19 protein-coding genes are annotated in these 25,502 nt (G+C 70.3%); 12 read left to right on the forward strand and 7 right to left on the reverse strand.

Features of this window, described 5'->3' with window-relative positions; translation table 11 throughout:
* Nucleotides 1-643 precede the first annotated feature (643 nt).
* Nucleotides 644-1,612: a helix-turn-helix transcriptional regulator gene (locus PV734_RS02110; protein ID WP_319288605.1), complete on the reverse strand. Its 969-nt coding sequence runs from the start codon at nt 1,610-1,612 to the stop codon at nt 644-646.
* A gap of 214 nt (nt 1,613-1,826) precedes the next feature.
* Here PV734_RS02110 and PV734_RS02115 point away from each other — a divergent pair, with 214 nt between their 5' ends.
* The 5 genes from PV734_RS02115 (at nt 1,827) to PV734_RS02135 (ending at nt 5,026) form a co-directional block, all read left to right on the forward strand.
* On the forward strand, nt 1,827-2,396 hold the full coding sequence (locus PV734_RS02115) for an ester cyclase (RefSeq protein ID WP_319288606.1): 570 nt from the start codon (nt 1,827-1,829) through the stop codon (nt 2,394-2,396).
* Between the two features lie 116 nt (nt 2,397-2,512).
* Nucleotides 2,513-3,280 (forward strand): SDR family NAD(P)-dependent oxidoreductase, encoded by a 768-nt coding sequence (locus PV734_RS02120; RefSeq protein ID WP_319288607.1) that lies wholly within the window; start codon nt 2,513-2,515, stop codon nt 3,278-3,280.
* 120 nt (nt 3,281-3,400) lie between these two features.
* Nucleotides 3,401-4,246 carry an SDR family oxidoreductase gene (locus PV734_RS02125; protein WP_319288608.1) on the forward strand — a complete coding sequence of 282 codons (846 nt, stop codon included), beginning with the start codon at nt 3,401-3,403 and terminating at the stop codon, nt 4,244-4,246.
* Nucleotides 4,247-4,296: 50 nt separating this feature from the next.
* Nucleotides 4,297-4,497, forward strand: a complete 201-nt coding sequence (locus tag PV734_RS02130) for an SDR family NAD(P)-dependent oxidoreductase (protein WP_319288609.1) — start codon at nt 4,297-4,299, stop codon at nt 4,495-4,497.
* Between the two features lie 40 nt (nt 4,498-4,537).
* A complete protein-coding gene (locus tag PV734_RS02135; RefSeq protein WP_319288610.1) occupies nt 4,538-5,026 on the forward strand; it encodes a hypothetical protein in 489 nt (162 codons plus the stop codon).
* A 154-nt stretch (nt 5,027-5,180) separates the two neighbouring features.
* Here the strand turns inward: PV734_RS02135 and PV734_RS02140 are convergent, their stop codons facing one another.
* Complete coding sequence (locus PV734_RS02140) at nt 5,181-5,594, reverse strand: pyridoxamine 5'-phosphate oxidase family protein (protein ID WP_319091748.1); 414 nt, start codon at nt 5,592-5,594, stop codon at nt 5,181-5,183.
* A gap of 380 nt (nt 5,595-5,974) precedes the next feature.
* Here PV734_RS02140 and PV734_RS02145 point away from each other — a divergent pair, with 380 nt between their 5' ends.
* The 4 genes from PV734_RS02145 (at nt 5,975) to PV734_RS02160 (ending at nt 11,857) form a co-directional block, all read left to right on the forward strand.
* Complete coding sequence (locus tag PV734_RS02145; RefSeq protein WP_319091749.1) at nt 5,975-6,706, forward strand: spermidine synthase; 732 nt, start codon at nt 5,975-5,977, stop codon at nt 6,704-6,706.
* A 224-nt stretch (nt 6,707-6,930) separates the two neighbouring features.
* Nucleotides 6,931-7,788, forward strand: a complete 858-nt coding sequence (locus tag PV734_RS02150) for an oxygenase MpaB family protein (RefSeq protein ID WP_319091750.1) — start codon at nt 6,931-6,933, stop codon at nt 7,786-7,788.
* Between the two features lie 57 nt (nt 7,789-7,845).
* Nucleotides 7,846-10,080 carry a serine/threonine-protein kinase gene (locus PV734_RS02155; RefSeq protein WP_319091751.1) on the forward strand — a complete coding sequence of 745 codons (2,235 nt, stop codon included), beginning with the start codon at nt 7,846-7,848 and terminating at the stop codon, nt 10,078-10,080.
* A 163-nt stretch (nt 10,081-10,243) separates the two neighbouring features.
* The gene (locus PV734_RS02160; RefSeq protein WP_415924138.1) at nt 10,244-11,857 is read left to right on the forward strand and encodes a phytoene desaturase family protein; all 1,614 of its coding nucleotides are present in this window, start codon (nt 10,244-10,246) and stop codon (nt 11,855-11,857) included.
* Nucleotides 11,858-11,905: 48 nt separating this feature from the next.
* On the opposite strand, the gene PV734_RS02165 is transcribed toward PV734_RS02160, so the two are convergent.
* A complete protein-coding gene (locus PV734_RS02165) occupies nt 11,906-13,684 on the reverse strand; it encodes a serine hydrolase (protein ID WP_319288611.1) in 1,779 nt (592 codons plus the stop codon).
* A 183-nt stretch (nt 13,685-13,867) separates the two neighbouring features.
* On the opposite strand from PV734_RS02165, the gene PV734_RS02170 reads away from it, so the two are divergent.
* A complete protein-coding gene (locus PV734_RS02170; protein WP_319091753.1) occupies nt 13,868-14,995 on the forward strand; it encodes a nitronate monooxygenase family protein in 1,128 nt (375 codons plus the stop codon).
* Complete coding sequence (locus PV734_RS02175) at nt 14,992-16,578, forward strand: acyl-CoA synthetase (protein ID WP_319288612.1); 1,587 nt, start codon at nt 14,992-14,994, stop codon at nt 16,576-16,578. The genes PV734_RS02170 and PV734_RS02175 overlap by 4 nt, the downstream gene beginning before the upstream one ends.
* Nucleotides 16,579-16,673: 95 nt before the next feature.
* Here the strand turns inward: PV734_RS02175 and PV734_RS02180 are convergent, their stop codons facing one another.
* Complete coding sequence (locus PV734_RS02180) at nt 16,674-19,118, reverse strand: penicillin acylase family protein (protein WP_319288613.1); 2,445 nt, start codon at nt 19,116-19,118, stop codon at nt 16,674-16,676.
* A gap of 111 nt (nt 19,119-19,229) precedes the next feature.
* Here PV734_RS02180 and PV734_RS02185 point away from each other — a divergent pair, with 111 nt between their 5' ends.
* On the forward strand, nt 19,230-20,729 hold the full coding sequence (locus PV734_RS02185; RefSeq protein WP_319091756.1) for an acyl-CoA synthetase: 1,500 nt from the start codon (nt 19,230-19,232) through the stop codon (nt 20,727-20,729).
* Nucleotides 20,730-20,732: 3 nt separating this feature from the next.
* Here the strand turns inward: PV734_RS02185 and PV734_RS02190 are convergent, their stop codons facing one another.
* From PV734_RS02190 to PV734_RS02200, 3 genes are all read right to left on the reverse strand, one after another.
* Nucleotides 20,733-21,302 carry a cysteine hydrolase family protein gene (locus tag PV734_RS02190; RefSeq protein ID WP_319091757.1) on the reverse strand — a complete coding sequence of 190 codons (570 nt, stop codon included), beginning with the start codon at nt 21,300-21,302 and terminating at the stop codon, nt 20,733-20,735.
* Between the two features lie 204 nt (nt 21,303-21,506).
* Entirely contained in the window at nt 21,507-23,525 is a 2,019-nt protein-coding gene (locus tag PV734_RS02195) for a sulfatase (RefSeq protein ID WP_319091758.1), read from the reverse strand.
* A 177-nt stretch (nt 23,526-23,702) separates the two neighbouring features.
* Nucleotides 23,703-25,322, reverse strand: a complete 1,620-nt coding sequence (locus PV734_RS02200; RefSeq protein ID WP_319091759.1) for an acyl-CoA synthetase — start codon at nt 25,320-25,322, stop codon at nt 23,703-23,705.
* Nucleotides 25,323-25,502 lie beyond the last annotated feature (180 nt).

Consider the following 25,502-nt stretch of genomic DNA (forward strand, 5'->3'; position numbering starts at 1 on the left):
GGACCTGCCCTTCACCGACCCGCAGGTCGCGGGACGGAGTGCCTATCCGCTGGCCACGTGCGGCAACCGGCTGAGCGTCCAGGCCGCCAGCGCCTCCTGGGGCGAGCGGAATGCTCGGATCAACTCCAACAGCCCGGCGTGATCGCCACCCCTGGGACGATCAGCCGCACGTCCTTCGGTCAGGAAGTCGGGTCGGGCATGCCGGTGATCTCCGCGACCCGGGCGCCGGGCCGGTGTCCACGCCTTCTTCTGCCGGAGGGCCGACGGGTACGTGTTGCACCGCCGTCGGACGGACGGTTCCGACCGCCGGACGGTGCTGCCATGCCCGAGAGATCTCCTGGCCGTACCCGTTGTGATGTCGATGACCGTTCTTCTACCGAGCGTCAGGAATCCCACATGGGTTACATCGCGCACTCGACGGCAGCGCGGCTCCCCGGCAGAGAGTTGGTTTCTCGGGTTCGCCGGGGGCTGACTTGACGCCGCGATATCGACCGGTGCGGCCAGGGACATGACGCCTGTGCAGTGAAGGCCATGGCGCAGCCGTGGTCAGGGCCTCCGCGACAGCCGATGCCTCGGTGGCGGATCGTGTCGCTGGGCCGCAGATGTTGACGACTCCCGAGGATCGAGACGCGGGGCTTGTCGGTCAGTCGGAGGTCTCGGCAGACCCGGCCGACTCGGCCTGCTCGGAGTTGTTGACCGGCTCGGACTCGTCGATGTCGTCGTTGGTTGCGGCCCAGCTGGCCAGCAGGTTGAGGGCGTCCTGCGAACGTGACGCGGGCTCGGCGGTGTAGGTGAGGAGGCTCTGGCTGGCGTCGCCCCCGAGAGGGAAGGTCTCGAAGGGCAGGTCGAGGTCGCCGACGACCGGGTGGTGGAGGCGCTTCTGGCCGGTGGTGTGGATGCGGACGTTGTGGGCGGCCCAGCGGCGACGGAACTCCTCGCTGCGGGTGGACAGTTCCCCGATCAGGTCCGTCAGGCGCCGGTCATAGGGGTCACGGCCGGCCTCGGCGCGCAGCATGGCGACGACGTCGTTGGCGACCTGGTCCCAGTCACGGAAGAACTCGGGTGCGTGCGGGTCGAGGAAGACGAACCGGGCGTTGTTCGGTGGCCGTGCCGGGTCGGCGTAGACCGGGGAGAACAGCGCGCGTCCGAGGGCGTTGGCGGCCAGGATGTCCAGGCGTCCATTGAGGACGAGCGCGGGCGTTCCGGCCATCGAGTCCAGGACGCGCTGCACGGCGGGCCGGACGCGCTGCTGGGCGGGCTTGCGGCGCGGGGGACGGGTCGTGCCGGCGCCGCGCAGGAGGTCGAGCAGGTGGATGCGTTCGGCCTCGTCGAGTCGCAGCGCCTGCGCGATGCCGTCGATGACGCTCTCGGAGACGCCGGTGGCGTTGCCGCGCTCCAGCCGGGTGTAGTACTCGCTGGAGATGCCCGCGAGCAGGGCGACCTCCTCCCGGCGCAGCCCGTTGACCCGCCGACGGTCGCCCCCGTACGAGGGCAGTCCGGCCTGCTCAGGGGTGACCCGTGCCCGTCGCGTGCCCAGAAATTCCCGGATCTCTGCACGGAAATCATCACGCATATCGCGATTGGTGTCATAGGGGTCGGTTCTGCCTGTCATGTGCTCCACTCTACGAGCGCTTTTCTCAGGCTGGGGGTCCCTGTCGGTGACCCCCTCATCAGGGACTCCCACACTCCTGTGACAGACGGTTCTGTTGGTGGTGCACCGTCCACGGCGGTGTGAACGGCCCGGATACGGCGGCGCTTCGGCAGTCGTAACCAGCCCTTCCGCGGCGCCGTCGGCGCTGCGATCCCTGGAATCAGAAGGATGAGTCATGCGTCGATACACCAAGCCGGCCGTCGTCGTCACCGCGCTGGGGGCGCTCGGCCTCGCGGCCTTCGGATCGGGCGCCGCGGACGCGGCCGGCGGCGACGCCGGCTTCGGCTCGTCGCCTCGCGTCACGGCGGAGTCCGTCTCGTGGGACCACGGAACCGCGCAGGTGAACAAGCGCGTCATGCAGCGCTTCACCAGCGAGTTCCTGCTCACCGGCGATCCCGCGCTGGCGAGGAAGTTCATCAGCCCGAACATCGTCATGCACTTCGGCGGAACGACACAGCAGGGCCGGGACACCTACCTCGGCATCGTCGCCGCCAACATGAGGGCCTTCCCCGACCTCAAGTGGACGGTGGAGGACATGCGGGCCGAAGGCGACACCGTGGCCATCCGTTACACCATGACCGGCACGCACGAGGGACCCTTCGCCGGAGTCGAGGGCACGGGCAAGAAGATCCACGCGGAGAGCTTCGCGTTCTACCGCCTGTCCCACAGCAAGATCGTCGAGGAGCGCGCCCAGCTCGACATGCTCGGCATCCTCACGCAGATGGGCGCGATCCCCGCCGCGTAGCAGCGGAGCGGAGTTCTGTACGTCACCCGACTCCGCTGCACCCGCCCCTGCGCAGCACATTCCAGAGAACCAAGGCATCCAGAGAACCGAAGAATCCAAGGAACAGGACTCCTCCCATGGCACCGAAACTCACCGGCACCGTCGCGCTCGTCACCGGCGCGAGCAGCGGTATCGGCGCTGCCACCGCCCGCCGGCTCGCCGAGGAGGGCGCCTTTGTCGCCCTCGTGGCCCGCCGCAAGGACCGTCTGACCGACCTGGCCGCTGAGATCGAGAAGGAGGGCGGCACCGCCCTGGTCGTGGCGGCGGACATCACCGACCGCGCCCAGGCCGAGGCCGCCGTACAGCGGACCGTCGAGCACTTCGGACGCCTGGACACCCTCGTCAACAACGCCGGCCTGATGCTCCTGGGTCCCGTAGTCGGTGCGGAGGTCGACGAGTGGGACCGCATGATCGCCGTCAACCTCCAGGGACTGCTCTACACCACCCGCGCCGCTCTCCCGCACCTGCTCAAGGCCGCCGAGGACGGGCCGCGCAAGGTCGCCGACATCGTCAACATCAGCTCCATCGCGGGCCGCGTCGCCTGGAACGGCTACGGCGTCTACAACCTCACCAAGTTCGGCGTGAACGGCTTCACCGAGTCCCTGCGCCAGGAGGTAACCCAGCGGCACGTCCGCGTCGGCGTCCTCGAACCCGGTGGCGTGGACACCGAGTTGGGCTCGCACAACGACCACAAGCCCGAGGTCCGCGACGCGATCGGCGCCTTCAACGAACAGACCGAGGTTCTCGCCCCCGACGACATCGCCGACGGTGTCGCCTACATGGTCACCCGCCCCCGCCACGCCTCCGTCGGCGAACTGTGGATCATGCCCACCGACCAGGCCTGACCCCGGCCGCCGCCGACCGTCCGACCCTCCGGGCCTCCGGCGACGCCGCAGCCGCAGCCGCACGTCATCACCACACCCCACAGCGCGCCGGACTAGGCGCCTCAAAGAAGGAAACACCTCATGAGCAAGGTCATTCTCGTCACCGGTGCCGGACGTGGTCTGGGCACGGACATCGTCCGTGAGGCCCTCGCCGCCGGCCATCAGGTCGTCGCCACCGGCCGCCGCCCCGAAGAGGTGGAGAAGACCCTCGGCGGACCCCAGCCCAACCTGCTGGTCACCAAGCTCGACGTCACCAGCATCGAGGACGCCGAGGCCGCCGTGCAGGCCGCCGTCGACCGCTTCCACGGCATCGACGTCCTGATCAACAACGCCGGCAATTTCTTCGCCGGCTACTTCGAGGAGATCACGCCCGCGCAGATGCGCCAGCAGTTCGAGACCAACCTCTTCGGCCCGATGAACGTCACCCGCGCCGTCCTGCCCGTCCTGCGCGACCAGCGCGCCGGGCACGTCATCACCCTCTCCTCGTCCGCCGGCATCATCGGCCAGGAGTTCTGCGTCGCCTACGCCGCCTCCAAGTTCGCGGTGGAGGGCTGGATGGAGTCCCTGCGCTACGACGTCGAGCCGTACGGCATCCACACCACGGTCGTGGAACCCGGCTTCTTCCGCACCGAACTCCTCGTGGACGCCTCCACCACCTGGCCCGAGCCGACCATCGACGACTACGCCGAACGCACCACCGCCACCATCACGGCCTGGAAGAGCATGAACGGCCAGCAGAGCGGCGACCCCGCCAAACTCGCCCGCGCCCTGCTCACCATCGCCGGCCAGGACAAGCCCCTGCAGCGCTTCGTCGCCGGAGCCGACGCCATCCAAGGCGTCACGGCCAAGGCCCAGGAACTCCTCGCCCAGGCCGAAGGCTCCCGCGAGCTGGGCGGCGACCTGGGCTACGACGACACCAGCGCCTGACCCGTCCGGACCTGGTCTTCGACCGGCCGATGATCGGAGCGACGCACACCATGAACCCGACCTGCGACTTCGAGAACAAGGTGGCGCTCGTTGCGGGTGCGGCGTCCGGAACGGGACTCACGGCGACCCGCGCCTTCGTCGAGGCCGGAGCCGCCGTTGTGCTGACGGACGTCGGCAAGGAGGCCGTGAAGAGCGCGGCCGAGGAACTCACCGGCGTTCCTCACGCCGCGGCCCTCCGCGGGCGGGTCTGAGCCGGCCGTCGGCACCGACAACGCAAGGAACACCCTGTTCATGCGCGCACAGCAGCCCTCATCCATGCAGGCGATCGGCGTCCGAACCTATGGCGGCCCGGAGGTGTTGCACGCCGTCGAGCTTGCCGCCGCGGAGGGCCTGCGCGTCGTCGCGGTGGCCTCCGAGCAGGACGAGGATTGGCCGCGCTCCCGTGGCGCCGACACCTTCGTCGCTCGCGGCGACGACATCGCACAGCGCGTGCTGGACGCCGTGCCCGGCGGAGTCGACGCCGTCGCGGACAGCGCCATGCTGCACGAGCGGATCACGCCGCCGATCCGCGACAACGGCCGGCTCGCGGTCCTGCGTTTCTGGGACGGCGACTACCTGCGGGAGTCGGCCACGTGCCTCCCCGTCGAGAGGACCGAGCTGCTGCGGCTGAGCAGCGCAACCGCGAGAGGACGCGCTCACGGCGCCCCCGAGGGGCACTTGTCACCTGGTTCGCCGCTCGTCAACGGCTCAGTACGGGCATCAGCGGCACAACCCGTATGAGCCGCGGTCCGGTGCTCTTTCGCGTGTGGCCGAGCAGCCGCCGGGGCTCGCTCATTGTCAGTGCGCGCCTCTACGAGCTCACGGGGAGGGTCTGCTCCGACCAGATGGATTTTCCCTCGGTGAGCTGGGCGACCAGGAGGAGGCCGCGGCCGCGTCACCAACCAGGCGGCCGAACCGTGCCCATCACGCGGGTCACGGTGATCTCGATGACCACACGCTCGGGGTTGGGGCGGGGTGGCCGGTAGCGCTCGGCGTAGCGCCGTTCGGCCTCGGCGACGGACTCGAGGTCGTCCTTGATCAGCGCGGTGCCTTCGAAGGTGCACCAACGGCGCCCCTCGACCTGACTGACCGCGACTTTCGCGCCGGGTCCGGCCGCCCGGATGTTGCGGACCTTCTTGCTTCCGGAGCTGCTGATGACGCGGGCGACCCCTGCCTGGGGGTCGAAGGTGACGCCCACCGGTACGAGGTGGGGGGTGCCGTCCGGGCGGTGGGTGACGAGGAAGCAGATCCGGCGTTCCTGCCAGAAAAGGTCGTCTTCCGCCTCGGGCGGACGTGCGTCGACTGTCATGGTTGTCCTTCGTGGAGCAGGGTGAACGCTGCCTGGATGCCGGTGTTCTCGTCCGTGAGCGTGCGGCCCGGGACAAGTAGCGGATGGTACTGGGCGAAGCAGGCAGGCTGTCGTCAGCAGGCGGCGTCCACGAGACCCGAACCTGAGGCTGGTCGGCCGGCGGCCCGTTCGGTGCGGAGGCCGCAGGTGGGCGCGGCGGTCCGGCCGGGGCCGGCCCGATGCCACCCACGAACGCCGTGCCGGTGGTCCAGCGGACGCCGTCGCGCTCGGCGGGCATAGGCTACGGCGTGCCTCGTTCGCCGAGGCACGACGATCGTCACCGCGAGCCGGGATGCCCGGCCGTGCGACCCACCGGCACCGGTGACCAGAAAGGTGAACGGATGAGCCTGCGTTTCGAGGAGATCGACTGGCGTCCGACGCCGATGGGTGACATCAGCCTGCGGCGTCGTCGGGACCCGGCGTCGGGTGACGACGTGTACGAGGTGAAGCTCGGCGACGAGTTCCTGATGTCCAGCCTCTTCACGGCCGGCGAGATCGCGCTCACCCAACTGGGCCTGGCGAAACTGGAGGGCGCCGAACTGGACGTCGCGGTGGGCGGACTCGGTCTCGGGTACACCGCTCAGGCGGCGCTGGACGACCCGCGAGTGCGGTCGCTGATCGTGGTCGACGCGCTGGCCGAGGTGATCGGGTGGCACGAGCGCGGGTTGGTGCCGCTGGGCGCCTCGTTGGCGTCGGACTCCCGCTGTCGGCTGGTCCATGGCGACTTCTTCGCGATGGCCCTCGACCCGCAGGGTCTGGATCCCCGAACGCCGGGCCGTCGCTTCCACGCCGTCCTCCTGGACGTCGACCACTCACCCCGTCATGTGCTGCACCCCCGCCACGCGGTGCTGTACGAGCCCGCGGGACTGCGCACGCTCGCCGAACGCCTCCACCCCGGCGGGGTCTTCGCCCTGTGGTCCAACGACGCGCCGGACGAACGGTTCAACTCGGCGCTCGCGCAGGTCTTCGATGAAGCAGAGGCCCACGTCGTCGAGTTCGACAACCCACTGCAGGGACAGACGGCGACCAACACCGTCTACGTGGCGAGGAAGCCGCTGAACCCGAAGGCGTGACGCCCGGCCCGTCTGAAAGCCGACCCGGCGCCTGCCTGGGCCAACAACGGACTCGTACATGCCCGGAAGACCGTCAGCGCAGGAATGCGAGCGGCCGAAGTCGGCTCGGGGTGGCATCGCGGCCCTTCCTCGGGGAATGACCCAGGGGTGCTGCGAAGAGGGCCGGGGGTGGCGTCGTGGTGGCAGCCGCGCCCTGTCAGGCAGCCCGACCAGGGAGGCGTCAGGTGGAAGTCGCACACGCGGGTGACCCGGGACTGTTCGGTCCCAGGTCCGTGACCTGGCAGTTGCACAGCGACCCCATGATGTGGGTCGCCGGAGTCCGCGCGCTCTATTTCCAGGCCCTGCATCCGCGTGCGGTACGTGGGGTCATGCAGAACTCGAACTTCCGGGCGGAAGCCTGGAGCAGGCTGATGCGCATCGCGAGCTTCGTCAGCACGACGACCTACGGAACCGAGGACGCGGCCGAGAAGGCGGGCGCCCGGGTCCGGAAGATCCACAGCATGCTGTCCGCCGTCGACCCGGGGACGGGGGAGCGGTACGGCGTCGACGAACCCGAACTGCTGCTGTGGGTGCACTGCGCCGAGATCGACTCCTACCTGCATGTCCTGCGCCGCTCCGGTTACCCGATCACCGACACCCACGCCGACCGGTACATCCGCGAACACCAGGTCAGCGCCCGTCTGGTGGGCCTCGACCCCGACGCCGTACCGGCGAACCAGGCCCAGATGCGTGCGTACTTCGAGAAGGTCCGGCCCGAACTGGCCGCTGGAGCCGAGGCACGGGAGGTGGACGACTTTCTGCTCCGTCCACCGACACATCCGCTGCTCGTCCCGGCGCGTGAGGTGATGTGGCGGCGCGTGGCGCGGCTGGCGTACGCCTCTCTGCCGCCGTACGCCCACGAGCTGTACGGCCGCGCCGCAGCCGAACCGGCCACCGTCACCCGGCAGTTGCGTGCCACCGGTACCCTGTTGCGCCGCGTTCCCGCACGTGTCTACTGGCAACTCCCGAACAAAGACATTCCGCGGGCCATGTCACGGCTCGGCCCCGGCTCGCGGCCCGCGCCGTACAGACTCGGACGATAGCTCGCCATACTGGACGGGCCAGAGGAGGGCGAACGGAACCGGGGGCGGCAGCGGGACATGGCGGACACCAGACTGATCCAGGGCCGGTACCGGCTGATCGATCTGATCGGGCGCGGCGGTATGGGGGAAGTGTGGCGTGCGCGTGACGAGTCGCTCGGGCGGCAGGTCGCCGTGAAGTGCCTGAAGCCGCTCGGGCCGCACCACGACCAGTCCTTCACCCGTGTCCTGCGGGAACGGTTTCGGCGCGAGGCGCGGGTGGCCGCCGCGTTGCAGCATCGCGGAGTGACCGTGGTGCACGACTTCGGGGAGTCCGACGGCGTGCTCCATCTCGTCATGGAGTTGCTGGACGGGCGCAATCTGAGTCAGCTCCTGGAGGACAACAAGCATCATCCGCTGCCCGTCCCTGACGTCGTCGACATCGCGGACCAGGTCGCCGCCGCTCTCGCCTACACCCATCAACAGGGCATCGTCCACCGTGACTTGAAGCCCGCGAACATCATGCGGTTGACCGACGGTACGGTGAAGATCTGTGACTTCGGAATAGCTCGCCTCGGTCACGACATCGGCTTCACCTCCCGGCTCACCGGCACCGGAATCGCGATGGGCACCCCGCACTACATGTCGCCGGAACAGATCAGCGGCGGAGAGGTCGACCAGCGCAGCGACCTGTACTCCTTCGGTTGCGTGCTGTACGAACTGGCCACCGGGGTACCGCCGTTCGACCTCGACGACGCCTGGGCGGTGCTCATAGGGCACCGCGACACCCCGCCCGAGCCGCCGCGCAGCCACCGCTCCGAGGTGCCCGAGTTCCTGGAGCGGGTCATCCTTGACCTCCTCGCCAAACACCCCGACGAACGTCCTGGTGACGCACGGGAGCTGGCCCGCCGGATCAGCGCGGGCCGGGCCACCCCGCTGTACGTGCCGACCGTCGTCTCCCCCCAGCCCCAGGTACGGCCGCCCGAGCCCGCCGCCCGCCAACCCCGGCTGCCGTCGTGGACCCGGGGCATGACAGGCGGCCACAAGGCGACCGGCGCCGGGACGAGTGCCCCTCCGCCGGACCCGTCGGCCGGCCTCACCGGTGACTGGATCGCCCGCCCGGTCACCGGCCGCCCCGAGGTGCTTCCGCCGCAGCTGCCGCCCGCTCCCGAGCCCCAGACGCTCCACGCGCTGGCCGGCCGGCACAACGCGGGCCTGAGCCTGGGACGCCTCGGCCGCTGGGCGGAGGCGGGCGAGGTGCACCGGGCGGTCGCCGTCGAACGGGAGCACGTCCTCGGCCCCGCCCACCCCGAGACCCTGGCCAGCCGCTACGAGGTCGGCTTCACCCTGAGCCGCACCGGCCGCGCCGCCGACGCGCTGCGCGAGTACACCCACGTGGCCCGGGAACGGGAGCGCGTCCTTGGCGCCGACCACCCGGACACGCTGGCAGCCCGGCAGGAAATGGCGTATGTCCTGGGGCAGTTGGGCCGTCACTTCGAGGCACACCAGACCTACGCGGCCGTTCTGGCCGCCCGTGGGCGCACGATGGGCCCCGACCATCCGGACACCCTGCGCTGCCGCCACAACCTCGCCTTCAACCTGAGTCGGCTGGGCCGTCTGGAGGACTCGTACCGCATGGCCTGCGAGGTGGCGGCCGCCCGTGCCCGGGTGCTCGGTGCCGCCCATCCCGACACACTGGTCACGCAGTACGAAGTCGCCTACGCGCTCGGTCAGTTGGGGCGCTGGCCCGAGGCCCTGCAGATGTACCAGGAGGTCGCGGGGGCGCGCGCCGAGGCGCTCGGCCCCGATCACCCCGACACGCTCGCCGCCCGCTACGAGGTCGGCATCAGCCTCGGGCGGCTCGGCCGCAGTGTGGAGGCGCTCAAGCTGTACCGGGACCTGATCGACGACCGCACCCGGGTGGGAGGCCCCGCGCACCCCGAGACCCTGCGCGCCCGGCACGGTCTCGGCGTCAACCTCGGCCGGCTCGACCGCTGGGAGGAGGCCCTCGCCGAGTCCCGTGACGTGTGCGCGATCCGCGAGCGCGTTCTGGGCGCCGACCACCCGGACACCCTGGTCAGCCGCCGGGAGGTGGCCGTCGGCCTGGGCTGGCTCGGCCGCTGGCCCGACGCCCTGGCCGAGTACCGTCGAGTCGCCACCTCACGCGAGCAGATTCTGGGCGCCGACCACCCCGACACCCTCGCCAGCCGCAACGACGAGGCCCACTGCCTGGAGCAGCTCGGCCGGGGTGCCGAGGCCGTCGAGCTGTACCGAAAGGTGGCGGTGCTGCGGCAGCAGCGGGCCTCCGGCCACTGAGCCGGACGTGCCTCGCGGTGTGGCCGGTTCGCTGCGGCGCCGTCGTGGCTGGTCGCGCGGTTCCCCGCGCCCCTCATGGGCGCTGCCGAACCGTCGGTGGACTTCGCAACCCCTCGGCCCTGCACCTCTGGCCGGGGTGGATCATCACGTGTTACGAAGAACCATGCCCGCACCCGAGCGCCCCGACCGATCCGGCCGATCCGACCGACCTGTGCGGCCCGGCCGTCACGACCGATACGACGTGGTGATCGTCGGCGGTGGCCACAACGGCCTCGTCGCCGCCGCGTACCTGGCCCGCGCGGGGAAGTCCGTGCTGGTCCTGGAACGGTTGGCCGCCACCGGCGGCGCCGCCGTGTCGACCCGCCCGTTCGCCGGTGTCGACGCCCGGCTGTCGCGCTACTCCTACCTGGTCAGCCTGCTGCCCCGGAAGATCGTGCGCGATCTCGGGCTGGACTTCCGGGTACGCGGGCGCACGGTCTCCTCGTACACCCCCGTGGAGCGGGACGGGCGGCCCACCGGACTGCTCGTCGGCGGCGGTGAGCGCCGTACCCGAGAGGCCTTCGCTCGGCTCACCGGAGGGGAACGCGAGTACGAGTCCTGGCGGCGTTTCTACGCCATGACCGGCCGCGTCGCCGAAAAGGTGTTCCCCACCCTCACCGAGCCCCTGCCCACCCGCGACGAACTCCGCCGCCGCATCGACGACGAGGAGGCCTGGCGCACCCTCTTCGAGGAGCCGATCGGCGCCGCCGTCGAGGCCAACTTCACGGACGACCTCGTACGGGGTGTCGTCCTCACCGACGCGCTGATCGGCACCTTCGCCGACGCCCACGATCCCTCCCTGCGGCAGAACCGCTGCTTCCTCTACCACGTCATCGGCGGCGGCACCGGCGCCTGGGACGTGCCCGTGGGCGGCATGGGCGCCCTGACCGACGCCCTGGCCGGCGCCGCCCGCGACGCCGGCGCCGTGCTCGCCACCGGCCACGAGGCCGTACGGGTGGACACCGACGGCCGCGCCGCCGAGGTGACCTACCGGACGGCCGACGGGGAGGGCACGGTCGGCGCCCGGCACGTCCTGGTGAACGCCTCGCCGCAGGAGCTGGCCGCGCTGACGGGTGACATGGCGCCGCACCCCGCCGAAGGCGCCCAGCTCAAGGTGAACATGCTGCTCAGGCGACTGCCGAGGCTCAAGGACGCATCCGTCGACCCGCGCGAGGCGTTCGCCGGGACCTTCCACATCGCCGAGGGGTACGAGCAGTTGGCCGCCGCCCATGCCCAGGCGGCGGCCGGTGGACTGCCCGCCGCGCCGCCGTCCGAGATCTACTGCCACTCGCTCACCGACCCGACGATCCTCGGACCGGACCTCGTCGAGCAGGGCTACCAGACGCTGACTCTCTTCGGCCTGCACACGCCCGCACGGCTGTTCGCACGCGACAACGACGCCGTCCGGGACGAGCTGCTGAAGTCCACCCTCGCCCAGCTCGACGCCCACCTCGCCGAACCTCTCGCGGACTGCCTGGCCACCGACGGCGACGGGCGCCCCTGCATCGAGGCGAAGACGCCCCTCGACCTGGAACGCGACCTGCGTCTGCCCGGCGGCAACATCTTCCACCGGGACCTGAGCTGGCCGTACGCCCAGGACGACAGCGGGCGCTGGGGCGTGGAGACCCGGCGGCCGAACGTCCTGCTGTGCGGGGCGGGCGCGGTGCGCGGTGGCGGGGTGAGCGGGGTACCGGGGCACAACGCCGCCATGGCCGTGCTGGAGGCGGACGAGGGCTGAGTTCGGGTTCCGGCAGGTCCTGGAGGGGGTCTGGCAGTTGTGTCCGGGTCAGTTCACGGACGCCGTCCAGCCCACCGCCTCGACACGCGCCGCGTCCGCCGGGCGCGTCTCGTCGAAGACGGTCCCGTCGTCGCCGCGTACGGCCAGGCCGTCGACGTACGCTCCACGGCCCACGTACAGCCTGTCGGTCGTGTACCGCCAGCGCAGGACGAGGGCCGGGGAGACGGGAAGGGCCGCCGAGAGACGGTGCCAGACGCGCCCCGACCAGCCGGTGACCGAACCCGCCGGATGCTCCTGCGGGGTGCCTCCGGCGCCGACGGTCGTGAACGGGACCGGCTGCCAGGTCGTGCCGCCGTCGGCCGAGGACTCCAGGAACAGCGCGTCCGCCTGCGGCTCGGTGTCCCACCACAGGGCGCAGCGCAGCCGTGAGCCGCCAGTGCTGGCGAGGGGCGGGAGGGTGAGCGTCGCGGTGGTCGCGGTCGTCATGCCGGAGAACCAGGCCGTACGTCCCTGGCGTGGACGGACCGGCACCGCGCGGGCCAGGTTGTTCGCGGCGGCGACGCGAGGCGCCGAGCCGGAGCGCCAACCACGCACGGGATGGACGGAGTTGCCGAGGACGACGAGAAAGGAGTCGGTCGTCGGGTCGAGGACGATCGAGGTGCCGGTGAAGCCGGTGTGCCCGGCGGTGCGGGGCGTGGCCATCGCGCCCATGTACCAGTGCTGGTAGAGCTCGAAGCCGAGCCCGTGCTCGTCCCCGGGAAAAGCGGCGTTGAAGTCGGTGAACATCAGCTCGACCGAGGCGGGCGACAGGATGCGCGCCCGGCCGTAGGCGCCGCCGTTGAGCAGCGTACGGCCGAGCACGGCGAGGTCCCAGGCCGACGAGAAGACACCGGCGTGGCCCGCCACTCCGCCGAGACCGAACGCGTTCTCGTCGTGCACCTCTCCCCACACCAGGCCCCGGTCGAGTCCGGACCAGGGTGCTCGCGCGTCCTCGGTGGCGGCGATCGCCGGTTTCCAGGAGGCGGGCGGGTTGTAGCGCGTGCGGTGCATGCCGAGCGGAGCGGTGATCTCGTCGCGGAGCTGGGTGTCCAGCGGAAGACCGGTGATCCTCTCCAGGACCAGCTGGAGCGAGATCAGATTGAGGTCCGAGTAGAGGTAGGTGGTGCCGGGTGGGTTCAGGGGCGCCTGGTTCCAGATGAGTTCGAGCTTCTGGGCGTGGGTCGGTGCGTTGTAGAGCGGGATCCAGGCGCGGAATCCCGAGGTGTGGGTGAGCAGTTGACGGATCGTCACATCCTGCTTGCCGGCCCGGGCGAACTCCGGCAGATACGCGGCGACCTTCCCCTCCAGTTCCAGAGCGCCCCGCTCCAGTTGCTGCACGGCCAGGATCGAGGTGAACAGCTTGGACACCGACGCGAGGTCGAACACCGTGTCCTCGGCCATCGGGATCTGCTCGGCGGTGGGGAACTCGACCCCGGTGTCCGTCTTCTCGTCGTACGCCGCATAGCGCACCGCCATACCGATCGGCTGGTGCAGCGCCACAGTGGAGCCACGCCCGGCGAGCAGGACCGCGCCCGCGTACCAGGGGTGTTTGGGAGAGGGTGCGAGGAACGCCTCGGCGTCCGCCACCAGTTGGTCCAGATGCCGGGGGAGGAGACCCGCCCGTTCGGGCGAGCCGTGACGCAGGACCGGATGACGGCCCGTCGTCCTGGGCGTGGCCTCGGCCGGGCCCGCGGGAAAGGAGGCGAAGGTCAGGGCGCCACTCAACGCCAGTGTGCGTCTTCCCAGCTGACGTCGCGTCAGTCCGTCGCGTGCCGCGTCGTCCGTCATCGAGGAGCCTCCCACCACACTGCCTGAAGGTATTTTCCGGGACCGCCCTGTGGGGTGAAACCTTTGTGTCACCCGAGGTGTGTGTCAACCGCGTGTCAGCCGTACGGCTCTCCGTGGCCAAGAATCTGACGGTGTATCAGAAAAGGTCTTCCCTCGTCCGGAGGACTGCGGCATCCTGCGGCCATGCAGACGGAGCTGAGCAAGAAACTGGGAATCGAGCACGCCGTCTTCGGCTTCACGCCGTTCCCCGCCGTCGCCGCGGCCATCAGCCGGGCCGGCGGCTTCGGGGTGCTCGGCGCGGTCCGCTACACGGCGCCGGACGACCTCAAGCGCGACCTGGACTGGATCGAGGCGCATGTGGAGGGCCGGCCCTACGGGCTGGATGTCGTCATGCCCGCCCGGAAGGTCGAGGGGGTGACCGAGGCCGAGGTCGAGGCGATGATCCCCGAGGGGCACCGCCAGTTCGTCCGGGACACCCTGGCCAAGTACGGCGTGCCCGAACTGGCCGAGGGCGAGGCGTCCGGGTGGCGCATCACCGGGTGGATGGAGCAGGTCGCCCGCAACCAGCTGGATGTGGCCTTCGACTACCCGATCAAACTGCTGGCCAACGCCCTGGGCTCGCCGCCCGCCGATGTCGTGGCCCGTGCGCACGACCAGGGTGTCCTGGTCGCGGCCCTCGCGGGCAGCGCACGGCACGCGCGCAAGCACGCCGAGGGCGGCATCGACATCGTCGTCGCACAGGGCTACGAGGCGGGCGGCCACACCGGCGAGATCGCCTCCATGGTGCTGACCCCCGAAGTCGTCGACGCGGTCGGCCCGTTGCCGGTGCTCGCCGCCGGCGGTATCGGCAGCGGACGGCAGGTGGCCGCCGCGCTGGCCCTCGGCGCCCAGGGGGTCTGGCTGGGCTCCATGTGGCTGACCGTCACCGAGGCCGACATGCACTCGACCGCGCTCACCCGGAAACTGCTCGCGGCCGGCTCGGGCGACACCGTCCGCTCCCGCGCCCTGACCGGCAAGCCCGCACGTCAGCTCCGCACCGAATGGACCGACGCCTGGGACTCCTCCGACGGACCCGGCACCCTCCCCATGCCCCTGCAGGGTCTCCTCGTCGCCGAGGCCGTCTCGCGCATCCAGAAGTACGAGGTCGACCCGCTCCTCGGTACGCCGGTCGGCCAGATCGTCGGCCGGATGAACAGTGAACGGAGCGTCCAGGCCGTCTTCGACGACCTGACCAGCGGCTTCGAGCAGGCTGTGAACCGAGTCAACCGGATCGCGGGACGGAACACCGACGAAGGGGGCGACCAGTCGTGAGCGGGACAGCGAACGGGACGGCGAACGGGACAGCGAGCGAGTCCCTCAACGGTTTCTGGGCGCAGGCCGCGGCCGATCCGGAGCGCACGGTCCTCATCGCGCCCGACGGTGAGCAGTGGACCGCCGGCCGGCTGCACAACGCCACCAACCAGCTGGTCCACGGGCTGCGCGCCGCCGGACTCGGACGAGGTGACGCCTTCGCCGTGGTCCTGCCGAACGGTGTCGAGTTCCTCGTGGCGTATCTGGCCGCTTCCCAGGCCGGTTTCTATCTCGTCCCCGTCAACCACCATCTCGTCGGGCCCGAGATCGCCTGGATCGTCTCCGACTCGGGTGCCAAGGTGCTGATCGCGCACGAGCGGTTCGCCGACGCGGCACGCGCCGCCGCAGACGAGGCGCAGCTCCCGGCGGAGCAGCGGTACGCGGTCGGCGAGGTCGACGGATTCCGGCCGTACGCCCAGCTCTTCGACGGACAGCCCGAGTCGCCGCCCGACGAGCGCACCCTCGGCTGGGTCATGAACTACACCTCGGGCACCACGGGCCGCCCGCGCGGCATCCGGCGCCCGCTGCAGGGCAAGCCGCCCGAGGAGGCGTACCTCGGCGGGTTCCTCGGCATCTTCGGCATCAGGCCGTTCGGCGGCAACGTGCACCTCGTCTGCTCGCCGCTCTACCACACGGCCGTACTCCAGTTCGCGGGCGCGTCCCTGCACATCGGTCACCGTCTGGTGCTGATGGACAAGTGGACGCCGGAGGAGATGCTCCGCGTCATCGACGCCCACAGCTGCACGCACACCCACATGGTTCCCACCCAGTTCCACCGGCTGCTGGCGCTGCCCGAGCGGGTGCGGGGGGCGTACGACGTGTCGTCCATGCGGCACGCCATCCATGGCGCCGCGCCCTGCCCCGACCATGTGAAACGGGCCATGATCGACTGGTGGGGCGACTGTGTGGAGGAGTACTACGCGGCCAGCGAGGGCGGCGGGGCGTTCGCGACCGCAGAGGACTGGCTGAAGAAGCCCGGCACGGTCGGCAAGGCCTGGCCGATCAGTGAACTCGCGATCTTCGACGACGACGGCAACAGGCTGCCGCCCGGCGAACTCGGCACCGTCTACATGAAGATGAGCACCGGGGGCTTCGCCTACCACAAGGACGAGAGCAAGACGCGCAAGAACCGCATCGGTGACTTCTTCACCGTCGGTGACCTGGGCGTCCTGGACGAGGACGGCTACCTCTTCCTCCGGGACCGCAAGATCGACATGATCATCTCGGGCGGGGTCAACATCTACCCCGCCGAGATCGAGGGTGCCCTCCTGGCCCACCCCGCCGTCGCCGACGCCGCCGCCTTCGGCATCCCGCACGACGACTGGGGCGAGGAGGTCAAGGCGGTCGTGGAAGCGGCTCCGGGACATGTGCCAGGACCCGACCTCGCCAACGAGATCCTCGGCCACTGCGCGCGCCAACTCGCCGGGTACAAGCGGCCCAAGACCGTCGACTTCATCGAGAGCATGCCGCGCGACCCCAACGGCAAGCTGTACAAGCGGCGGTTGCGCGACCCGTACTGGGAGGGTCGTACACGGTCTGTGTGAGCGGAGGGTGCGAACGACAGTGTGGTCCCGCCCCACAGGGGACGGGACCACACGGTGAGGGCGTACGTAAGTCAGCCCGTCAGTCCATCAGCTCATCAGCCGCGCACCCGGATCACCCGCAGCGCGGGCGACGACAGGATGTCCTTCTCGCAGAACCTCGCGCTGACCCACTTCTCGGCCGAGAACAGCCGCGTCTGGTCCGCGAAGTGCGGCGAGTTCGGGTTCGACGACTGGGAGTACGTCAGCAGGGTGCGGGCCACCGGGCAGCGGCTGCCGTCCCATCCCACGGCCTGGATGTGGCTGGAACCGAAGGCGTTGTCGCGGTAGCCACCGTTCGCCGTGTCCCACACCGGCTCGATCTTGTTCCAGACGCCCAGGGACTCGGTCCCGCCGCCGACAGGCAGCCGCTGACCCTTCCGTACGACGTACTGGTGGTCCCCGAGCCGCGCGTCGAGCGGGATGCCCGCCGCGCGCAGCTCCGTCACCGCGTCCGCGAGGGCCTTGGTGAAGCCGGGCGCGTCCGTGTTGAGCGTGTTGGGGGTACCTACCGGGTCCGCCGCCGAGAACGGCACCTTCCAGCGCTGCGCGGACGGCACGGCGCCCAGCAGCTTGCGCCAGAACCGGTCGAAGAGCAGGGCGCCACGGCTGTCGCTGTTCATGGTGCGGTCCCAGGACGTCAGCACACCGCACGCCTGACTGACGTCAACCGCCGTACCGGCGCTGCCGGTTGCCGTACCGCCCGGAAGTGCCGCGCAGGCGCGGGCCGCGTCGCCGGCGGCCAGCGCGCCGGACGTCGAACGGTTCGCGAACTGCTGCCGCTGGAGATCCGCGACCGTCAGCCTGCCCTTTGCCGCCATCGCCGCCACATCGGCGACGGCACCACGGGTACGCGGTGAGGCGGTCGCGCGCACCGAGCCGAAGATCCGCTCGTAGCCGGTGATCGGCTGGTCCAGGTTGGTCAGCCACGCGCTGTCGTTGGAGTTCTCGACGTACGGCGTGTTCCTCAGCGTCGGCATCCGTGAGGGACCGAAGATGCCGGGCGCCACGGCGTCCGGGTCGTCGCCGACGGCGCAGTCGGTGCGGGAGCCGTCAAGGACCGCGACGCCCGCCGCCGGATAGAGGACCTTGCCGAGCGGCGTCGAACAGGCGGCGGCCAACTCGTCGGTGATCCTGGGGAGCACCTGCGACTGGGCGAACAGGGAGTGGCCCGCACGGTCGGCGGCGACGGTGTTCACCCAGGGGATGCCCTGGTGCCGGTCGAGGGAGTCGAGGATGTCGTCCGTGCCGCGCGCCTTGCTGAAGCCGAGCGAGGTGTCGTAGAAACGCAGGTTCGCCGAGTTCGGATCGTTCAGCGCGAAGGCCGTCGTCGTGGTCCAGGGCAGCGGGAGCTCGCCGCCGGGGGAGAGGACGACGGGGCCGTAGCGGGTCCACCACTGGGTGCGGGTCACCGGCGCGCCGTCCCTCACCGGGACGGTCACCGACCGGCGTGTCATCCGCTCCGGCTTGCCGTCGACCAGATACGTCGTCGGGTCGGCGGGGTCCAGCTTCAACTGGTGCAGGCTGAGCGGCACACCGGTGGACACGGTATGGCTCCACGCCACGTTCGCGTTGTACCCGATGGAGATCGTGGGCGAGCCGAGCAACGACCCGCCCGCGACGTTCAGTTCACCGGGGATCGTCTGCTGGGACTGCCAGAACCGGCGCCCGCCCTGCCACGGGTAGTGCGGGTTGCCGAGCAGCAGGCCACGGCCGTTGGCCGTCGTGCTGCCGTTGAACGCCACGGCGTTGGAACCCATGTCCGAGATGTCGAACAGCTCGCGCGCACCCTTGGCGGCGGCGGAAGCGGTCGGCAGGGAGGAGTCGGCGGCGGCCGTGGTGGAGGACGCGGAGGGCGACGCGGGCGGCGGCTGAGCCGCGGTGATCGCGTCCGCGAGGCCGCCCTGTCCGCCGAGCACCGCGAGGGCGTACGCCCGGGTGGCCACGTCGACCCCGGTCACCGGCCTGACCCAGGCGGCGCCCGCACACGCCGGGTCCTTGACCCGGTTCTGCTTCAACCAGGCGTTGTAGCCGGCGGCCCAGCCGTTCATCAGGTCCTTGACGGCCCGGCTCGGCCCCTGCGGCGCGGGTCGGGCGAGGAGCCGCTCGACCGTCCCGGCATCCCGCACGCCCCGGAAGTACAGGTCGCTGGAGAGGTTGTCGGAGGCGTCGGAGAGCGAGAAGTCGGTCGTTGCGTCAGGTCCGAACCAGCGCGAGCGGTCGCCGCGCAGTGTCACGAAACCGTCCGCGAGCACACACACCTGGTCGGCGGCCTGCGCCCAGCCACTGCCGAAGCCGAGGTTCGCGTAGTCCTTCGCGACGATGTGCGGGATGCCGTACTCGGTGTAGCGGATCACGGCGGAGAGCCCGCCGCCGGAGGGATGTCGCTGTGACAGCTGTGGTGCCTGTGACGGCCCGCTCTGCGCCGTGGCGGCGGGCAGTGCTGTCGTGGCGGTGAGTAATGCGGCGGCCGTGACGACCAGCCGTCTGAGACGGGTGCGCATCGTGCCTCCCAACGTCGTTGAGGGAAGGGGCGGTTGAGCGTACCAACGGGTATGTTCCCTGACCCCGTCGGTGCTTGACCTCGTTCGGTGACGGAACGAGGATCATGAGCTATGACGCAGCAATACGGGAGCACGGTTGACGGGGTGCTGCGGCGCAGCGCCCAGCGGGTTCCGGCGCGGCTGGCGGTCGAGTACCGCGAGCGTGCCTGGACGTACGGGGAACTCGACGAGGCCGTCTCCCGCGCGGCGGGCGTGCTGTTGGCCGAGGGACTGGCGCCCGGCGACCGGGTCGGCGCCTACGGCCACAACTCGGACGCCTATCTGATCGCCTTCCTCGCCTGCGCCCGTGCCGGGTTCGTGCACGTCCCGGTCAATCAGAACCTGACCGGCGACGACCTCACCTACATCGTCGAGCAGTCCGGCAGCACCCTGGTCCTGACCGACCCGGACCTGGCCGACCGGCTCCCGGACGGCGTACGGACCCTGCCGCTGCGCGACGCCGACGACTCCCTGCTGGCACGGCTGGCAGACACCGCGCCCCACGACGGCGCCGAGACACGCACCGAGGACCTGGTGCAGCTGCTGTACACGTCCGGGACCACCGCGCTGCCCAAGGGCGCGATGATGACCCACCGCTCCCTGGTGCACGAGTACCTCAGCGCGATCGCCGCCCTGGACCTGAGCCCCGGTGACCGGCCCGTGCACTCGCTGCCTCTCTACCACTCGGCGCAGATGCATGTGTTCCTGCTGCCGTATCTCGCGGTGGGCGCCCCGAACATCATTGTCGACGCACCGGACGGCGACGTGATCCTCGACCTCGTCGAGTCCGGCCGCGCGGACAGCCTGTTCGCGCCGCCGACCGTGTGGATCGGCCTCGCCGGCCGCCCCGACTTCGCCACCCGTGACCTGAGCGGACTGCGCAAGGCGTACTACGGGGCGTCGATCATGCCGGTGCCCGTGCTGGAGCGACTGCGCGAGCGACTTCCGAAACTCGCCTTCTACAACTGCTTCGGGCAGAGCGAGATCGGCCCCCTCTCCATGGTGCTCGGGCCCTTCGAGCACAAGGGCAGACCGGACTCCTGCGGACGCCCCGTACTGTTCGTGGACGCGCGGGTGGTCGACGAGAACGGCGAGGACGTGCCCGACGGCACGGCCGGTGAAGTCGTGTACCGGTCCCCGCAGTTGTGCGACGGCTACTGGGACAAGCCCGAGGAGACGGCCGCCGCCTTCCGGGACGGCTGGTTCCGCTCCGGTGACCTGGTCGTCCGGGACGCCGACGGCTACTACACCGTCGTCGACCGGGTGAAGGACGTCATCAACTCCGGTGGCGTACTGATCGCCTCACGCCAGGTCGAGGACGCCCTGTACACCCATGAGGCGGTCGCCGAGGTGGCAGTCGTCGGCCTGTCCGACGAGCGCTGGATCGAGGCGGTCACGGCGGTCGTCGTCCCCCGGGGCGAGGTGACGGAGGCCGAACTCATCACCCACGCCCGCGAGCGGCTCGCCCACTTCAAGGCACCGAAGCGGGTCGTGTTCGTGGACGAGCTGCCGCGCAACGCGAGCGGGAAGATCCTGAAGCGGGAACTGAGGGACCGGTTCGCCGGTTCCTGACCGTCAGCCCTCGTCACCCGCGGCGGTGAACGTCGCCTCCGCGGTGCTGACGGTCCCGGCAGTGCGGCCGGGGGCGGTCTGGTACTGCCAGTAGAGGTTGGTGTGGGCGATCACCTCGGCCGGCTTCGGAGCGCCGTACTTCGTGAGGTCCTGCGTGGTGTGGGCGTCGCCGACGAGCGTCACGTCGTACCCGCGCACCATGCCGCCGTGCAGGGTGGAGCGGACACACGCGTCGGTCTGGGCGCCCGTGACGACCAGCCGCCCGACCGCGTGCTCGGCGAGAACGTCCTCCAGCTCGGTGGCCTCGAACGAGTCGCCGTACTTCTTGTGGACGAGGGGCTCGGTGTCGCGGCGGACCAGTTCCGGAACGTACTCCCAGTTCTCGCTGCCCGCCTTCAGCTCGTCGCTGGAGTGCTGCACCCACACCACGGGCGCGCCCTGCGCGCGAGCCCTGTCGACGAGGGTGTTGATGTTCGCGAGCACCTCCTCGCGGTTGTGGGCGCCGTCCACCACCTGGTTCTGCACGTCGATGATGAGCAGCGCGCTGTTCGGGCGGTCGGTCAGGGTCGTCATGGGAACCTCTTCGTCTCCTCGGCGCGAATCCGATCTCGCCGACCACACTAGAACCGACCACTGACAATCGCCCCTGAACCGGCGGTTCCGCCGAGAGTTCGCCGGTCGGCCCTCCTGCCGGCCTTCACCGCGGTCGCGATGGCCAGGGCAGCCGTGTCCCGGACCTCGGGCGTGGCACCGGGGCGGGCCTCGGCGCGGACGGCGCTACTTCTTCCCCGGCCCGTACGCCGTCATGAAGCGGTCCCGGAACTTGTCCATGCTCCACTCCGGGGCGTTGGCAGCGGGCTTGAGCCCCTCCGTCCAGCCCCAGTCGGCGACGCGGTCCAGCACCTTCGGGTCGCGGGCGACGATCGTGACCGGCACGTCCCTGCTGGTGCTGCCCGCCGTGACCAGAGGGACGGGCTGGTGGTCGCCGAGGAAGACGAGGACGGTGTTGTCGTCGCCGTAGCGCTGGACCCACTGGGTCAGGCTGTCCACGGAGTACTGGACGGCCTTGCGGTACTCGGTCCGCACGCTCTTCGCGCTCTTCCAGACCTCCGTGGGGTTCGTGCCCTCCTTCTTGATCTTGTTGAAGATCGAACCGTCCCCGAGGTCGTTCCAGTCGATGGTGTGGGCGATGGGAGACCAGGGGTTGTGGCTGGAGGCCAGGATGATCTCCGCCATGATCGGGTCGCGATCCTTCTTGCCGTGCTCCAGCTTCTGGAAGGCCTCCAGGCTGAACTGGTCCGGCACCGGTGTCCAGCTGAAGTACGGGCCCTGGTAACCCAGGTGCGTGGAGTCGTAGATGTGGTCGAGGCCGAAGTACTTGCCCTCGGGCCAGGACTTCCGGACGCCCGGGACGATACCGACCGTGCGCCAGGCGCCGGTCTTCTGGAAGTAGCTGGTGAGCGTGGCGCGGTCGCTGGTGGTCACGGTCCGGTACCGCTGCTGGTTCTTGATCCACAGACCCGAGAGGAACGTCGTGTGGGCGAGCCAGCTGCCGGCGCCCGTCACGGGTGACGTGAGCCAGCCGCTGCGCGCCGCGAACCCGGCCGACTTGAGCCTGGCGTCGCCCTGCTTGAGCGTCGCGTCCATCTCCGGTGCCATCGACGGATCGTCGATCGCCACCCGGCCGTAGCTCTCGACGAACGTGAACAGCACGTCCTTGCCACGCAGTCCGGTCAGCAGCTGGTCGGACGGCGTGTCGGCGAAGGCGTCGACCCTGAGCTGCTTGTCGAAGACCTCGGCGTCCCCGAGGCCCTCGCGGACGTACTGCACCTTGTTGGAGAGGTACTGGGAGTAGCCCTTGGTCGCGATCGTCACGCCACCTGTCTGCACGCCCATGGTGAAGCAGACGACCCACGCGGTGCCGAGGACCAGCGTGCCGCGCACGGCCGCGGGACGGTGCCGGGCCATCACGTCCGCCAGCCGCACCACCGCGAGCGCGCTCACCGCGAGAACCGCTATCAGCAGGACGATCACGCCGATCACCGCGAGCACCTCACCCGAGCGGCCGAGCGAGTCCTTCAGGAAGTCCGCCGCGTCGTTCAGCAGCACCCAGTCGAAGACCAGATCGAACGGCCGGGCCAGGGTCTGGTAGAAGCCCATGTCGAGACACTTCAGGACGGTGGACAACCCCAGGAACGCGCCCAGGACGACGGCCGTGATCCGCCGTGCCTTCGACGGCAGTACGAGCAGGACGGCCGCGAGGAAGATCGCCTCGACAGGCAGACGGAGGAACGAACCGGCGCTCATCCGGTCGAGGCGGTTGGGTATGAGCAGCACGGCGAGCACGAACACACCGGCCAGGACGCTCGTGCCCACCCGTACGGCGCGTGCGGCGCGGGGGAAACGACTGCGCCAGCCGAACCAGCCGGGGCGGGCGGACGAGGAGGCGGCGCTGCTCGGGCCGGGTTCGTCGGTGGACGAGGGGTCGGAGGCGGCGGCGTCGGGGGATTCGTCGGTGGCGGAAACCGGGCGGGAGGTGAGGGTCTCGTCGGGCGCCTTCCCGTCCTCCGCGCCGTCGGCCGACTTCTCCTCCGGTTCGGGGCGCGCGTCCGTCTCGTCCGCCTCCGCGGCTGTGGTCGACCCGGTCGTTTCCCTGCCCGTCGGTTCCGTGTCCGTCGAGGCGCCGGGGTCGGTGTCGTTCACCGCGGGAGCGCGCGAGGCCTCCTCGGCTGTGGTCCCGTCCGGCGCGTCCGCGTCCGTCTCGGGCAGTTGACGAGGGGGCGTGTGGTGCGACACCCGTGGGTCCTTCCGTGCGAATTCGCTGATGGCACGGCGGACCGGGCTCGCAGGGCAGGGCCGCCGACCTCGCGTACGGCCCTGCGTCACCCTCCGTTCAAACACCCGGGTCAACCGCGCGCACAGAGTACGCCCGTCGTCCCCGTTCGGCCCACCGGCGAGTCGTGGGCCTCCCGCCTACCGGTCCGCCCCCACCGCCATCTCCTTGGCCCAGCGGTAGTCCGCCTTGCCGCTGGGTGACCGCCGTATCGTCTCGGTGATCACCAGCTGCCGGGGGACCTTGTAGCCCGCCAGGTGGGTACGGCAGTGCTGCTGTACGTCCGCCAGGCTCGGCCGCGCCGCTCCCTCCCGCAACTGCACCACCGCGGCCACATGGTTGCCCCACCTCGCGTCCGGCACGCCGGCCACCAGTGCGTCGTACACGTCCGGATGGGACTTGAGCGCCTGCTCGACCTCCTCCGGATACACCTTCTCGCCCCCGGTGTTGATGCACTGCGAGCCCCGGCCCAGGACGGTGACGACGCCCTCCTCGTCGACCGTCGCCATGTCGCCGAGCAGCACCCATCGCTCGCCGTCCCGCTCGAAGAACGTCTCCGCGGTCTTGCGGGGGTCGTTGAAGTAACCGAGCGGTACGTGGCCGCACTGGGCGATCCGGCCCACCTCGCCCGCGGGCACCGGCTCGTGGGTGGCCGGATCCACCACCTGGGTCCGGAGGTTGACGCGGATGCGGAAGCCGCGCTCGGGGCCGGAGTCCTCGGTCGCCGTTCCGTTGAAGCCGGACTCCGACGACCCGAAGTTGTTGAGCAGCATGACGTTCGGCACCAGCGCCTGGAACTCGGCGCGTACCGTCTCCGACATGATCGCGCCGGAGGACGAGACGCTGAACAGGGCTGAACAGTCCGTGCCCTTCATGGGCCCGTTCAGGGCGTCGATCAGAGGGCGCAGCATCGCGTCGCCCACCAGGGACACGCTGGTGACCTTCTCCCTCTCTATCGTGCGCAGCACGTCCTCGGCCGTGAACTTGCGGTGGATCACCACGCGTTGGCCGAAGTTGAAGCCGATGAACGCGGTGAGGGTCGAGGTGCCGTGCATCAGCGGGGGAGTGGGGAAGAAGGTGATTCCCTCGCCCCCGGCCGCGACCCGCTCGGCGAGTTCCCGCGGGGACTTGACCGGCTCGCCGGTGGGGGCGCCACCTCCCAGCCCGGCGAAGAACAGGTCCTCCTGACGCCACATCACGCCCTTGGGCATGCCGGTGGTGCCACCGGTGTAGATGATGAACTGGTCGTCGCCCGAGCGGGCCGCGAAGCCCCGTCCCGAGGACCCGGCGGCCTCGGCCTCGGCGAAGGGAACTGCCTCCAACTCGGTTGCCCCCGGCGCCGGTTCGCCCACCCGGATCAGGTGCCGCAACGAAGTGGCCCGGGGTCGTGCCGCCGCCACCCGCTCGGTGAACTCGGCGTCGAACACCAGGGCGGCGAGGTCGGCGTCCCGGTAGAGGTACACCAACTCCTCTTCGACATAGCGGTAGTTGACGTTGACCGGCACGATCCGCGCCTTCAGGCACCCCAGCACGGTCTGGAGGTACTCGACCCCGTTGTAGAGATGCAGGCCCAGATGCTCGCCGGGGCGAATCCCGCTGTCGATCAGATGATGGGCGACCCGGTTGGCCGCGGCGTCCAACTCCGCGTAGCTCAGGCGGCGTTCCGCGCCGGTACCGGGATGGTCGAGATACACGAGCGCCGCACGGTCCGGCACCACGTCCACGACCGACTCGAACAGGTCGGCAAGGTTGTACTCCACCGCTCCTCCTGACCCCGGGCATCCCTGGCGGTTGTCGGCTCGCCGTCATCAGAGCAAAGGGCGCGGCAACTGTGAAGGGGCCGCACGAAGAAATCTGACTACCTGTCAGAAAACCCTTGAAGTGCTTCCTCCGCTCCTGCAACCTGTTCTCGTTCTTTCACCTGTTCTCGTTTTCAGAGG

This window comes from Streptomyces sp. AK08-02 (assembly GCF_033795085.1).
Classification (GTDB): Bacteria; Actinomycetota; Actinomycetes; order Streptomycetales; family Streptomycetaceae; genus Streptomyces; species Streptomyces echiniscabiei.

What these genes read in the sequence shown, in the direction of transcription:
- PV734_RS02110 (WP_319288605.1), bottom strand. Translation starts at nt 1,612, where the DNA reads ATGACAGGCAGAACCGACCCCTATGACACCAATCGCGATATGCGTGAT.
- PV734_RS02115 (WP_319288606.1), top strand. Translation starts at nt 1,827, where the DNA reads ATGCGTCGATACACCAAGCCGGCCGTCGTCGTCACCGCGCTGGGGGCG.
- PV734_RS02120 (WP_319288607.1), top strand. Translation starts at nt 2,513, where the DNA reads ATGGCACCGAAACTCACCGGCACCGTCGCGCTCGTCACCGGCGCGAGC.
- PV734_RS02125 (WP_319288608.1), top strand. Translation starts at nt 3,401, where the DNA reads ATGAGCAAGGTCATTCTCGTCACCGGTGCCGGACGTGGTCTGGGCACG.
- PV734_RS02130 (WP_319288609.1), top strand. Translation starts at nt 4,297, where the DNA reads ATGAACCCGACCTGCGACTTCGAGAACAAGGTGGCGCTCGTTGCGGGT.
- PV734_RS02135 (WP_319288610.1), top strand. Translation starts at nt 4,538, where the DNA reads ATGCGCGCACAGCAGCCCTCATCCATGCAGGCGATCGGCGTCCGAACC.
- PV734_RS02140 (WP_319091748.1), bottom strand. Translation starts at nt 5,594, where the DNA reads ATGACAGTCGACGCACGTCCGCCCGAGGCGGAAGACGACCTTTTCTGG.
- PV734_RS02145 (WP_319091749.1), top strand. Translation starts at nt 5,975, where the DNA reads ATGAGCCTGCGTTTCGAGGAGATCGACTGGCGTCCGACGCCGATGGGT.
- PV734_RS02155 (WP_319091751.1), top strand. Translation starts at nt 7,846, where the DNA reads ATGGCGGACACCAGACTGATCCAGGGCCGGTACCGGCTGATCGATCTG.
- PV734_RS02160 (WP_415924138.1), top strand. Translation starts at nt 10,244, where the DNA reads ATGCCCGCACCCGAGCGCCCCGACCGATCCGGCCGATCCGACCGACCT.
- PV734_RS02165 (WP_319288611.1), bottom strand. Translation starts at nt 13,684, where the DNA reads ATGACGGACGACGCGGCACGCGACGGACTGACGCGACGTCAGCTGGGA.
- PV734_RS02170 (WP_319091753.1), top strand. Translation starts at nt 13,868, where the DNA reads ATGCAGACGGAGCTGAGCAAGAAACTGGGAATCGAGCACGCCGTCTTC.
- PV734_RS02180 (WP_319288613.1), bottom strand. Translation starts at nt 19,118, where the DNA reads ATGCGCACCCGTCTCAGACGGCTGGTCGTCACGGCCGCCGCATTACTC.
- PV734_RS02185 (WP_319091756.1), top strand. Translation starts at nt 19,230, where the DNA reads ATGACGCAGCAATACGGGAGCACGGTTGACGGGGTGCTGCGGCGCAGC.
- PV734_RS02190 (WP_319091757.1), bottom strand. Translation starts at nt 21,302, where the DNA reads ATGACGACCCTGACCGACCGCCCGAACAGCGCGCTGCTCATCATCGAC.